This is a genomic window from Lysinibacillus sp. RS11, assembly GCF_042019215.1.
Taxonomy (GTDB): Bacteria; Bacillota; Bacilli; order Bacillales_A; family Planococcaceae; genus Lysinibacillus; species Lysinibacillus xylanilyticus_A.
In genome coordinates this window covers 2,441,403-2,454,030 of the sequence record NZ_CP168124.1, presented here as the reverse complement: position 1 = coordinate 2,454,030, position 12,628 = coordinate 2,441,403, and the positions used below count along the sequence as shown (strand labels likewise).

Annotated in this window: 13 protein-coding genes; 1 reads left to right on the top strand and 12 read right to left on the bottom strand. The window is 36.5% G+C overall.

Translation table 11 applies throughout. From position 1 onward, the window contains the following. Positions 1–29: 29 nt before the first annotated feature. The 6 genes from AB9L17_RS12515 to AB9L17_RS12490 form a co-directional block, all read right to left on the bottom strand. Positions 30–1,289: an ATP-grasp domain-containing protein gene (locus AB9L17_RS12515; RefSeq protein ID WP_223554085.1), complete on the bottom strand. Its 1,260-nt coding sequence runs from the start codon at positions 1,287–1,289 to the stop codon at positions 30–32. Between the two features lie 14 nt (positions 1,290–1,303). Next, positions 1,304–2,548, bottom strand: coding sequence for an MFS transporter (locus AB9L17_RS12510; protein WP_223554083.1), 1,245 nt, complete (start codon positions 2,546–2,548; stop codon positions 1,304–1,306). Between the two features lie 107 nt (positions 2,549–2,655). After that, positions 2,656–3,474, bottom strand: coding sequence for an SPL family radical SAM protein (locus tag AB9L17_RS12505; RefSeq protein ID WP_223554081.1), 819 nt, complete (start codon positions 3,472–3,474; stop codon positions 2,656–2,658). A 31-nt stretch (positions 3,475–3,505) separates the two neighbouring features. Beyond that, complete coding sequence (adaB, locus tag AB9L17_RS12500; protein ID WP_068984274.1) at positions 3,506–4,039, bottom strand: methylated-DNA--[protein]-cysteine S-methyltransferase; 534 nt, start codon at positions 4,037–4,039, stop codon at positions 3,506–3,508. Next, positions 4,023–4,661 carry a bifunctional transcriptional activator/DNA repair enzyme AdaA gene (locus tag AB9L17_RS12495; RefSeq protein ID WP_068984273.1) on the bottom strand — a complete coding sequence of 213 codons (639 nt, stop codon included), beginning with the start codon at positions 4,659–4,661 and terminating at the stop codon, positions 4,023–4,025. Before AB9L17_RS12495 ends, adaB begins: the two co-directional genes overlap by 17 nt. Positions 4,662–4,902: 241 nt before the next feature. Continuing rightward, positions 4,903–5,616, bottom strand: a complete 714-nt coding sequence (locus AB9L17_RS12490; protein ID WP_375199179.1) for a 2OG-Fe(II) oxygenase — start codon at positions 5,614–5,616, stop codon at positions 4,903–4,905. A 194-nt stretch (positions 5,617–5,810) separates the two neighbouring features. On the opposite strand from AB9L17_RS12490, the gene AB9L17_RS12485 reads away from it, so the two are divergent. Further along, on the top strand, positions 5,811–6,722 hold the full coding sequence (locus tag AB9L17_RS12485) for a DNA glycosylase (RefSeq protein WP_375199178.1): 912 nt from the start codon (positions 5,811–5,813) through the stop codon (positions 6,720–6,722). A gap of 316 nt (positions 6,723–7,038) precedes the next feature. Here AB9L17_RS12485 and AB9L17_RS12480 read toward each other — a convergent pair whose 3' ends face one another. The 6 genes from AB9L17_RS12480 to AB9L17_RS12455 all read right to left on the bottom strand — a co-directional run bounded on the left by AB9L17_RS12480 (position 7,039) and on the right by AB9L17_RS12455 (position 12,379). Then, positions 7,039–9,195 (bottom strand): ATP-dependent helicase, encoded by a 2,157-nt coding sequence (locus tag AB9L17_RS12480; protein ID WP_068984270.1) that lies wholly within the window; start codon positions 9,193–9,195, stop codon positions 7,039–7,041. A 198-nt stretch (positions 9,196–9,393) separates the two neighbouring features. Continuing rightward, positions 9,394–10,452 carry an ACR3 family arsenite efflux transporter gene (gene arsB / locus AB9L17_RS12475; RefSeq protein WP_375199177.1) on the bottom strand — a complete coding sequence of 353 codons (1,059 nt, stop codon included), beginning with the start codon at positions 10,450–10,452 and terminating at the stop codon, positions 9,394–9,396. Next, a complete protein-coding gene (locus tag AB9L17_RS12470) occupies positions 10,452–10,772 on the bottom strand; it encodes an ArsR/SmtB family transcription factor (RefSeq protein ID WP_068984268.1) in 321 nt (106 codons plus the stop codon). Before AB9L17_RS12470 ends, arsB begins: the two co-directional genes overlap by 1 nt. 561 nt (positions 10,773–11,333) lie before the next feature. Continuing rightward, entirely contained in the window at positions 11,334–11,615 is a 282-nt protein-coding gene (locus AB9L17_RS12465; RefSeq protein WP_375199176.1) for a hypothetical protein, read from the bottom strand. A 10-nt stretch (positions 11,616–11,625) separates the two neighbouring features. Then, positions 11,626–12,000, bottom strand: a complete 375-nt coding sequence (locus tag AB9L17_RS12460; RefSeq protein WP_068984266.1) for an SHOCT-like domain-containing protein — start codon at positions 11,998–12,000, stop codon at positions 11,626–11,628. A 13-nt stretch (positions 12,001–12,013) separates the two neighbouring features. After that, the gene (locus tag AB9L17_RS12455; protein WP_068984265.1) at positions 12,014–12,379 is read right to left on the bottom strand and encodes a DUF2089 domain-containing protein; all 366 of its coding nucleotides are present in this window, start codon (positions 12,377–12,379) and stop codon (positions 12,014–12,016) included. Between the last annotated feature and the right edge of the window lie 249 nt (positions 12,380–12,628).

Below are 12,628 nucleotides of genomic sequence, written 5' to 3'. Positions count from 1 at the left end.
CATAGTCCAGTCATGTGCTACATTCTTTTTTAAATTCTTTTAAAAGAAGGTTTCCATTCTGACAAATCCTGATAAACAAACGTTATATTGTCACAAATTTTATCTGCAACTTCGTACATATGTTTTATATCATTGGCCGTAAATAATATATATCCTTTTCGCCCAGTACTGTCTACAATAGTTTGTATGGTGTCGCCCTCTTTTACTAATAGATCAATTAATACGATCTCGGATATGTTAGCTAACCCTTCATACTTGATTTCTTTTAAGCAACCTGGTTTTGGAATCAAACTTAAAGACATCGCTTGACATTTTGAAGGTACACATCTAAATTCATCTATAGTTTTAGCAGCTAACGCATCATAGTAATATCCGAACTGAGATATGCCGGTTGTTAATTCTACCATTTTCCAAATGTTACCCCCACCTATCCTGACTTGAGACTCTATGATTATTGGTTTATTTTGTTTGTTAATCTTTACTTCTGTATGAGTAATGCCGTCTTCCAGTTGCATATCGTCCAAAAATAGCATTACTTTCTCAATGATTACCTTTTTTTGAGATTCATCTATAGGTGCCGGCATAATAGTATAGTTTATTAAAAACGAACCTTCTTTAAATATTTCAGCTGATATAGCTAGTATAGAATGTTTTTTATTATAAGAAACGGCTTCGACCGTATAAACTACGTCTCCTTCAACGTACTCTTCCACTAAAATAGGTAGTTGAATCCCGTTATCTTTAATAAATACCTCTACGTCATCTCCTATGTCTAGCTTAGATACACCTTTACCACCTGCGCCAATCGGGGGCTTTATTATAATACTATCTTTTTTGTTCAAAAATTCATCTATGTCTTTTATGTTGTTGCAAACGATCGAATCTATCGAAAAGTCTTTGCCTGCTAGAATTTCACGCATTATGTCTTTATTGCGGGTGATCATATTTGCGTTGTAAGAAAATCCTTTAACATTAAAAATCTTTGCAATTATAGAAGCTGTATCTAAGGCTACTTCGTTGAAAGATACAACCACATCAAACGCTTTCTCCTTGTACAATTCTTCAGCATAGTATATACACACGGGTATGTTTGTTGTATCTATTTCTTTTTTATAAAAACACTTTTCTAAGACAGTTCCATCGAAATATATGTGTTTAGTGTAAGACCCCATATACGAGACAGTGTACCCCCTGTCTAAAGCATCCTGTATAGGCTTTGTCCAACCCCCTATAAATAAAACATGTGGTTTATTTTCTATGTCAGCAGTTCCTTTTGATAACTTATTCATCATAATCATCTCCTCTAAATTGAACTCGTATTTTCAATGTTGGTTCCTTTTATTACGCCTCGCCTTAACAACACTATTAAACACAATGTTGTTCCGAAACCCCCTATAAATAACGTTGTTTGAAGCCCAACTATAGACACTAAAAATGCACTAGCAAAACTTCCCAATGCCCAAGCTCCCCAATTAAGCGTACGCTGTACAGCATTTACTCTGCCTAGCATGTGACTTGGTGAGGCGAGTTGTCGGATGGTTGCAGCGTAAGGACCAAATACACCTTCTCCCATCCCATGTATGATACTAGCAGCTACTATACCGAAAACGGTTCCGAAATAGCCCATTATCGGTATAAAGAACAGACCGATAACTGATACAGTTGCGCTATAAATAAGCATTTTTGTATTATTAATTTGTTGGCTTCTTTTTACGAGTATCGTATTGCCTATCAAGAATCCGACTGCTGCCGAGCCTATAACAAAGCCTATTTCAAGTTCAGATAGACCCATTACCTTATAAAGGAAGATTACTAAAATGCTATTTAGTATGTATTTAAAAAAACCATAAACAGCGCCACAGCTTACAATTGGTTCCAATACAGGGTGGCTTTTAAAATAGATCAAACCTTCATATATGTTTATATAGATTGATTTTATATTTACGTTTTTTAAAGAGCCTTCTGTATGCGGTTTAAACCTTGAAATAAATAATACACACACAAAACAAACAAAATACGTTACTGCGTCAACAGTGAATAAGCCTGTTAATCCAACTAGAGTAATAACGATTCCTGCTAACATAGGTCCGATTACTATAGAAAGAGACTCCGAAAGGGCTAGCTGAGCATTTCCTTTTTTTAAGTTGTCTTTATCTGTTATTATTTCCGGTAAGAAAGAAGGAATTGTAATATTGTAAAACGTGGTAAATATTCCGTTTAAAAACATGAGTAACACCAATAAAGGGAAGGTTATTTTATTTGTTACAGTCAATATGAATACTGATAAAAATAGAACGCCTTGACATATACTACAAATTAGCAAAACCTTTTTTCTATGTAGGATGTCTATCAAAGCACCGGCTACTAATCCGAAAAGTAGGTAGGGTATGAATATAATTCCGCGAAGCAAGGCCGCATTCGCCTCACTTGTTTCTAGCACCTGTAATGCAAAAAGAGGCAAAGCTACTACTGTAAACTGTGTACCTAACAAACTTATAGACTGCCCTAGCCAAAGCTTGTGAAAATTAAACTGTTTGTTATTTTTCATAATACACCCCTATTATTTCATCTAATGTTTGTCCCACAGAAAAAATCAAAACCTGTTATAAAAGTGATTTTAGTTCCAAAATGACCTGATGATTACTATTTATAACGCTAGGGTTCGAAACCCTTCTGGCTAATGAAAAGTTCTTCTTCCGAAAAATACTGCTGCATTCGTTTATATACCATTTGATAGATGGATGGATCATACCATTCTTCCATTTCCAAATTTCTATATAACGCTTGTATGCCCATCTTGTGTGTTCGTTTACCACCACTGCCGTCCCCCATAAAATAATCATCAATACATATTCGGTTAACCAAGGGACGCAATATTTCTGCAAATCGCTCGCTACTTGGTAATACAGGTGCGATGGCAACCTGTGCAGGAATACTGGATTCAGCAAGCAATTGGAGTGTTTTAAGCCTTGCTGGAATAGGAGGAGCATAGGGTGTAAAATGCTTGCGAATATCTTCCCTATCAGTCTCTACTGTCATACTTACCCGAACTTTATCTTTAAAATGTTGCAGCAAATCGATATCTCGACTTACAAGTGGGCTTCTAGTTTGTACAAATAGGAAGTCAGGGGGATCTTCTACCATCACTTCTAGTAAAGATCGCGTCACTTTTTCCTTATGCTCTATTGGTTGATACGGGTCTGTACTTGATGACATGAAAATGGTGACATTTCCTTTGGTTTTGGCGCGATGGAGCTCCTTTTTTAGTAAATTCGCAGCTCCGTTTTTAACATCGACCCAATTTCCCCATTCTCCTTCTCGAAAAAGAGATACAGGCATTTCGCGTACATAACAATAGGAACACCCAAATGAACAGCCTGTATAAGGATTTAGTGAATGAGTATATCCAGAAAGAAAGCCAGTCCCTTTATTTAGAATGGTTTTCGGACTTTTATAGAATAATTCACTTTTCATGACGCTACCTCCATTCATAGTACGGTAATAATTACTCATTGCTAGATGAAGCTCGCTTTTCTAGATCCAGTAGCAGTGTCTTCATTTCTAATCCGCCCCGATAGCCAGTTAATGAGCCATTCTTTCCTATTACACGATGGCAGGGTACAGTAATTAATACCGGATTAGCCCCAATAGCCGCTCCTATAGCACGAACAGCTGCTGGTTTATTTATATCATTTGCAATGTCGGAATAGGATTTCGTCTGTCCATAAGGAATTTCACAAAGTGCATTCCAGACTGCTAACTGAAATTGCGTTCCTACGTACTCAAATGCAACAGTAAAGGTTTTCCGCTTTCCTTCTAGATACTGAGCGATTTCAACGACATAGGGTTCAAGCTTTTCATCATCTTCAACAAGAGGACTTCCTGGAAAGCGTTTCTTAGCCCAGTTGAACAATTCCTCGAAGGGTTTGTTCTGTGAACCTACAAATACTAGCCCCTTGGAAGTTGAAGCAATATAAAAATTCCAATCATTAAACTTTAGTAAAGACCAATAAAGGGTAGGTTTATTCTTTGTTTCCATTGTGCTTTTCCTCCATTTTACTCAATTGACGAAATTGTGCTGGTGTCTGTCCAGTTTTCTTTTTAAATAAAGTAATAAAATAAGCCGCGTTAGCCATACCCACACATATGGCGATATCTCCAATCGCTTTATTTGTCCGAATCAAATACTTTTTAGCCGCGTGTACTCTCACTTGTTGTATATACTCAACCGGCGTGATACCTTTAATTTTTTTAAATGTTCGATGCAGATGATACGGACTCCCATGACAAATATTTGCTAACAATTCCAGCGTTAATTTTTCTGTGAAATTTTTATCAATGTATTCCGTAATTAAATCCACCCACTCGCTATCTGGCAGATTTTCATTAGTGGGCTTGCAACGTTTACAAGGGCGAAAATTTGCGCGGAGTGCTTGTTCTGCGTTTGAAAAAATGCATACATTTTCTTTTTTCGGAACGCGAGATTTACAGGATGGTTTACAGAATATCCCTGTCGACTTGACAGCGTAGAAAAATTGATTATTGTACGCTGTATCATTATTTATAATTGCTTGCCACTTTTCATCTGTTATCATTTCTACATCATTCGAAATTCGATGATCATGGCTCTCTTTATGTCCGTCATTAATACTATCCGGCATATATCTCACCTCTCCTTACAATATACTCCCTATAAATTCAGAATGTACAATTCTGGGAATGGAATAGCAAGATATTGAAGTTTATTTTTTATCCCGCATTAACGGACTGTAAGACTCCAACCTCAAAACATAAAGAAATCAAAGAAGTTTAAGTGGGAGATGAACAGCCCGTAAAAGCCCGATTGGTTTAACCAATGATCAGTGGGGGATGAAGAAAATCCCCACTGATCAAAATTTCACTTTATTTAGAATCGTGAAAAATGATCCCCAGACCGTATCGTTCTCCAGCAGTAACTGTGCTTACTCCGTGACGAACCGTATTTTTGTAATATCCTTTTTTACCTTGAACAGGTCTATGGTTAGTAGGAAAGATCAGCGCACTGCCTTGTTCTAAAGTAATGACATGTCCCCTACTTTGAGCACGAGGAATTTGTTCCACTAATAGAGATTCTCCACCGCAAAAGTCTTTCTCTCGTTGGTTTAATACAAATACTACTTGAAACGGGAAAAATATATCGCCATATAAATCTTGATGCAAACAATTAAACCCGCCTGTTTCATACTTTAATAGTAAAGGTGTCGGTCTAGTTTGTTCATTTTCTTCACAGGTGTTCAAAAAATCTTGAAGTTGATCTGGAAACTGTTCTGCTTTCTTTAAATAACCTAACCATCGATTGGCTGTTTTGGCCAATTCTAGATAAAAGGACTCTCTTAAACTTTGGATGATATCAGGTAATGGATAGGAAAAATATTTGTACTCTCCATTCCCGAAGCGATATCTCGTCATATTGATTGTCGTTCTGTAGGACTCTTCCTCATAATACAATGCTATGAAAAATTCACATTCCTCTTTTGTTAAAATCACTGGAAGCTTTGCAAATCCTTGCGTATCTAATTCATGTTGGATGAAATCCCAATTTAAGTTTTCGACACGCGTTTTTATATCTTGGACCATTTTTATCCACTCCCTCTATTTAGCATTCTTGATAACTAACACTATAACCTCATAAATAGAAAAAAATAAGGTATTTAGAATGTAATAGCAAGATAACAAAATTAGTAAAGATTATTTTGTGATAAAGTAAAATTACAGTCAGTGTGAGTTTTAAATAGTATAGAAAATCGTAATAAGATGAGGAGAATGAAAAAGTGACATGGCATGAAGAGAATGATGTTATTGTAATTACATTACCTGAAAATTTCGATATAAATGCAAATCTTGGCTATCTAACAAGGGAAAAAAATGAATGCATGTATGAAATAGAGAACGATATCATTACAAAAGTTATAGCCATTGGGGGCATTCGGTCCTTAGTACAGCTAAGCGTAATCAATAATAAACAAATGCATGTTCAATTCCTAAATGAGTCTAGACCTATTGAAAAGTGGAAACGGGAAGTGATTGTAAAATATATTCATGAATGGTTTGATCTTGATAACGATTTAACGCCATTTTATGAAATGGCAAAAGCAGACCCATTACTTAACATGCCTGCTCGAAAATTCTATGGATTGCGAGTTATTGGCATTCCCGATTTATTTGAAGCTTTATGCTGGGGAGTTTTAGGGCAACAAATTAACTTAGCCTTTGCATACTCCTTAAAGAAGCAATTTGTAGAAGGATTTGGCGATTCTATCGAATGGAATGGTAAAAAGTATTGGGTGTTCCCAACGTACGAACGAATTGCACAGTTAACACCTACTGACCTAGCAGATATTAAAATGACGGTAAAAAAAAGTGAATATATTATTGGAATTGCGAGATTAATGGCAAGTGGAGAATTATCAAGGGAAAAATTAATGAACATGAACTTTAAAGATGCTGAAAAAAACTTAATTAAAATACGAGGAATCGGTCCTTGGACAGCCAATTATGTGCTAATGCGCTGCCTTAGGTTCCAGACAGCCTTTCCAATCGATGATGTGGGTCTTATTAATTCGATAAAACTATTATGTAATATGAACCGAAAGCCTACGAAAGATGAAATTTTAGAAATATCGTTTCCATGGAAAAACTGGGAATCATACGCTACCTTTTATTTATGGCGTGTCCTTTACTGAAAAATGACAACTTAATCCGGAATGTTCTCAATAAAAAGAGAGTGAATTTTTACCGAATCCCTGTAGTTTTGTAATAAAGTTTGATTAAATTAATGATATTAACCTTGATATAAACAAATCTAAAGAGCCTGTTTTGAAAAAGATTGATCAAAACTCTCAACTATTTATTCTCTTTCAAATTACGATCCATCTTTAAAATAGAAGTTCCATTTGGTGGTAAGACAAAGATGAGCAATGACGTTTATTTTTCCAGCAAGGTACCGCTACATAATAGCATAATAAAAGCGTATTCGAAAAAATCTCGAATACGCTTCATTTAATCTTCCATCGTTTCTAAATAGCCTTGCTGTAAACATGTATCCGTCAGAAACTGCTTAATCCCGCTAGCAAATGATAATTCAATCGTGCTACTCGTAACGGCTAATATTTCCCCTTCTCCCAAAATCACATGCTTTACTTTTGAGCCAACAATTAACGCCGACTCGGTTGTAATCGTCCGCTCATTACGGTATTGCTTTAGTGCTTTCTTCGGACTTTTCGGCGCTTTCTTTGGCAATTCCTGCGGTGAGACGATTTGTTTTAACGCCTTCATGAAAATCGATGGCACCACACTTGTTTTAAAGCGTTTACTATACGAGATTAATTCCAAATGGCGGATCGCACGCGTGATACCGACATAAAAGAGTCGTGTTTCTTCCTCGATTTCTTCTTCCACCTCACTAGGTAAAATCCCCTCAATCAAGTCAATCAAATACACACGGTCAAATTCCAAGCCTTTTGAACTGTGCAATGTTGTCAGTGTAATTGCATTCAATTCATTATCCATATGAGACGAACGTGCTAAATTTTCAAGTTGCTTCAAACGACCCGCAAATTCGGTCATCGTCGGCGTATGACGAGCAATTAAACCAAGTACATCCACAATATCTAGTAAATTTTCATAATTAAAACCGAGTGTCTCACTCATTTTCTTTAAGGTACGCTCATAACCAAAGTCAAAACGGATATGCTCTAGCATGGCTGTTGGCGTTGTTTTATCAAATTGAATGCTATCATACGTTTTGCGAATCCGCTTAATATATTCAGGCTGATAATCTTTTAACTCAACATGCTCTAACAACTGTGTGAATACACAGCCATCCTCCGGCAAATTCTGTAGCGCCTTCATTTGCGTTGGTGTAATATAAGCATTCATTTTTCTATAAACTTTTTCAAATATCGTAATATTTTTTGTGTTGTACGCTAGCCTCATGAAGTTCATAATATCCTCCACGACCCAATGCGTGAAAAAGCGAATCGTGGAATCTTTCATATAGAAAGGCAAACCTGCTCTGTCAAATGCGTCCATAAGCGGAATGGCTGACGTATTATTTCGATATAAAATAGCCGTTGAGCCACGCTTAGACAGATTTTTCAACTGATCCACTATATATTTGGCCTGTAAATTGTAATTCTCTAAGATTTTAAACGAGATTGGCTCTGCTGCAGGATTTTCTGTAAACATTTGTTTGTTATAACGCTTTTTATTTCGCTGAATGAATATATTGGCTGGCTCTACAATCGTCGCTGATGAACGATAGTTTTGCGTCATAAGTAAAACCTGCGCCTCCGGATATATCTTTCGGAAATTTAACAAATAATCTGGCTCTGCACCGCGCCAGCTGTATATGGCCTGGTCCTCATCTGCAACGACGCATAAATTTTGATGGACTGCGACGAGCTTCGCGATGAGCGCATGTTGAACGGGCGATGTATCTTGACTTTCATCCGTTAAATAATAATCGTAGCGGCGTCGGTATTGCGCCAGCACCTCTCGATTTTTCGTAAAAATATCGTTCGCCATTAATAGCATATCGTCAAAATCAATTAACAAACGGTCACTACCTGTGCGTTTATATTCTTCATAACGCTGTAAAATCTCGACTTTTTTTGGCACCTTTACTTCTGCAATTGCCCATTCTTGTTCTGGCAACATTTTATTTTTGATAAACGTTATGTACGTCAGTAGCTCGTCTAACTGATCTTCGGTAATTTTTGAGCCATTTAATTGTTCATAAATCTCGCGAAGTACTCTTTTTTTTGAAACAACACCAGGCTTGTCCGATTCTTCAATGATACCGTACGAAATGCCCTGACGTTCAAGTGTCTGCCGTACAACTTGAAATGCTAAACTATGAATCGTCGAAAAATCAACCGGTGGCAAATGCGGGAAAAACTTTGCAAAACGGGCCTTCATATCACCGGCTGAAGCCTTACTAAACGTGACAGCCTTTATGCGAGAAGGATTCACACCAAGTGCCTCAATCATATAGCCAATACGCATAATAATCGTAGTCGTTTTTCCTGAACCGGGAGATGCCAATAGTAACAGCGGGCCATTCGTTTGCAACACCGCCTGCGTCTGCACATCATTTAGACGAACGCCAAGTGAACGCTCTTTTTCTTCAAAAAACGCTTTTTGCGTTCCATTCATATCAATCGCTCCGTTCCAAAAAATCTATACTTTATTATACCAAAAGATGATTAAGTGCCTCAATTTCTAGAATGGCATTTGGTGGCACTTACATTTACGCCATGTGCTTCAATACCAGCACTTTTAACTGCCCAATCAGTGACGGCAAGAAATCCCTGTACATAAGAAATAAAGTGTATTTATCATGAAAAGTACTCCCTATAATTTAGTGGTTTTAAAATATTTCTTCTCCCAGCGTAAGGCAACCCATACAAGTCCAATAAGTACTGGTACTTCGACAAGTGGACCAATAACAGCAGCAAAAGCTACGCCACTATGAAGTCCAAAAACACCTACAGCTACAGCAATTGCTAACTCAAAATTGTTACTAGCGGCTGTAAAAGAAAGGGCTGCTGTGACAGGATAAGATGCTCCTACTTTACGAGAAGAAAAGAATGAAACAGCGAACATCACAACAAAGTAAATAAAAAATGGAATTGCGATTCGAACTACATCAAGTGGTAATTCCACTAATTTCTCACCCTTTAATGCAAACATCATCACGATAGTGAACAGCAGTGCAATTAGTGTGAGTGGTGAAATCTTCGGTAAGAACTTTTCCTCATACCACTGTTTCCCTTTTGTTTTAATACCGATCGATCGAGTGAGGAACCCTGCAGCAAATGGTATTCCTAAGTAAATAAGGACGCTTTTCGTAATTTCCCACATGGAAATCGATACATTAAAATTCTCTAAGCCAAACCAACCAGGTAATACATTTAAGAAAAAGTAAGCAAAAATTGAGTACGTTAAGATTTGAAAGATAGAATTAAATGCGACTAGACCAGCTACATATTCACGGTCACCACGTGCTAGATCATTCCAAACAATCACCATTGCAATACATCGAGCTAAGCCAATCATAATGAGTCCAGCCATGTACTCTGGATAGTCATGCAAGAAGATAATGGCTAAGAAGAACATTAGAAATGGACCAAGTAACCAGTTTTGGAATAGTGACAGTACAAGAACTTTCCAATCCTTGAACACACGCCACATTTCCTCATACTTTACTTTTGCCAAAGGTGGATACATCATCACAATTAGCCCTATAGCAATAGGTATCGATGTTGTACCAACCGACATGGATTCTAATGCTTCACCAATATTGGGCATTGTGATACTTAATAGAACGCCAGTACCCATTGCAACAAAAATCCAAAGAGTAAGGTAGCGATCTAAAAAGGAAAGCTGTTTTGTTAAAGATTCATTACCCATTAATTTTCCTCCCCTATATTTGTACAAACAGAGCTACAATTGCATCCCGTTACAGGCTTAATTTGTTCTAAAATACCTTTCATAAGTGGCGTTTGATCCTCCACTAAACGATAATGTTTCCATGTACCAACCTTCCGCTCAGTAATTATGCCTGCCTCCTTTAATTTTCGAAGATGCTGACTAACTGCTGGCTGTGAAATCCCTAGAACATCCACAAAATCACATACACATACCTCCCCATTTTTCATACATGCAAGTAATTTAATGCGGTTCAAGTCAGCTGCCGCCTTTAATTGTTTTTCAATTAGTGTGTTTTCCATTTATCTGCTCTCCTTATATAATCATTCTCTTATATAGTATCTAAAATAAAATCACCGATAAAGACAGATGACTTAATTAGTATATAACTATAAGCTTATGTTATGCTTCCATTCCTTTATTTGCAATAGTTGAATGGAAATAAATTTTTCTTTAATGCCGATTAGTTTAGTAGAAGCTACCTTTTCAATGATGCCTAACTAATCCAATTTCATAACGCTTCAATCAATTGTCTTTGTATTGCCTATACAATTGTGGAAGCCTTAAAAAAATAAACGTTCCTAATGTAAAGTAACTCAAAAGGAGAAAAAATATTGATGAGGTTCTCAATGAATTAATGATTAGATAGCTGTGGGAATTACGTAGCTCTTTTGCAAAAGACTAAAACAGGCTGGGACATAAGTATATTTTCCAAGCAAAATGAAATAAATTTCACATAAGAAAAGCGCGAGAAATCAACGTTTCTAAAATTGATTTCCCTCGCTTTTTAAGGATTTAACCAGTTATGTCCCAGCCGCTTTGTGATTTATTTTTCATCAGTGGTTGGTGTATTCTATTATAAATTATAGTTTAACCTTAACCTCAGTGCCGTCCTTAGCTTTGACATCTACTAGCACGATTCCCTTATAATTTTTAAGTTCCTTGACGATAGGCTTTAGTGTTTCTTTGTCTATTAGCGGAAAGGTAAAGTCCAGTTTTTTTCTTTCGAAGTGCACTTTCGTCCACTTGTTTACATTTTGCTGAATAAATTTTGAAGACAAAATTGAAATCACGATATTTAAAATAGCATATGGAATTGGGATGGTAATCCGAACGTCTTTTGCTTTCACTTTTACATGCATCATAAGCAAATCACTACTCAATGATGACCGAAACGGTATCCCCGTTCGCTGATTTAATATCAACAATTTGGCCATCTAATTCGTTTTCGATTGCTTCAATAAGAAGGTTTATGTCAATATCTTTCACGTATTTTTCCGATTGAGGAATACTCGCTGCGATGCTATGTCCAGCCATTAATACTGCCTTGACAAGTTTTATCGGCAAATTGACCATGACGTTATCATTTTCGGTTGATACCACACGGATTTTTAATGTTTTATCTAAATATTTGGGCTTGTTAGTTGTCTCTTCTTTCTCTTTTAACACTTGAATCAGTTCGGATCCCTGATCGGCATCAATCTTCCCATCTTGTATCATGGTTAACACTTTAGTAATTTCCTCGTTCATGATAAATTCCTCCCTATTCCTCTTTTAAGAGCTTAATGGCTTCTTCTGGTGTGATTTCGCCATTTTCCAACATGGTAACAACTTTTTTCTCGTCTACTTCATTTTTCTTCTTCTGCACATATCCAAGAGATGAAATGATGTCTGTTAGCTTGCCTCGAACCGTTGGATACGAGATTCCCAGTTCCTTTTCAACATCTTTAATATTCCCTCTGCATGTTAAAAATACTTCCACAAAATGAAGCTGTTCCTTTGATAACGATGCCAGTTTAGATAATTCAAACTCATTTTCAATCGTAGTGTGACAATGAGAGCACTGCAATTTTGTGATTTTCAATGTTTTACTGCAAACAGGACAATTTGTGATTACTTGATAAGCCATAATGAAATCCCTTCCTTCTAGTTAACTTGATTATACAACAAGGAATAGAAAATACAAATAATAAAATTTAAATTTTTTAATTAAAAAAATCAATAATGTTAATTAGAGAATTGATATTATTAATTATTCATTTTCATTACTCATTCGAGTATTCTATTTACCATGATGGTTAAATTGTAGACATTCCTCTTAGTGAAAATCCCTAGGAGCACGATTCCTTAGACTGTCACTTTAGGGATTATTTTGCAC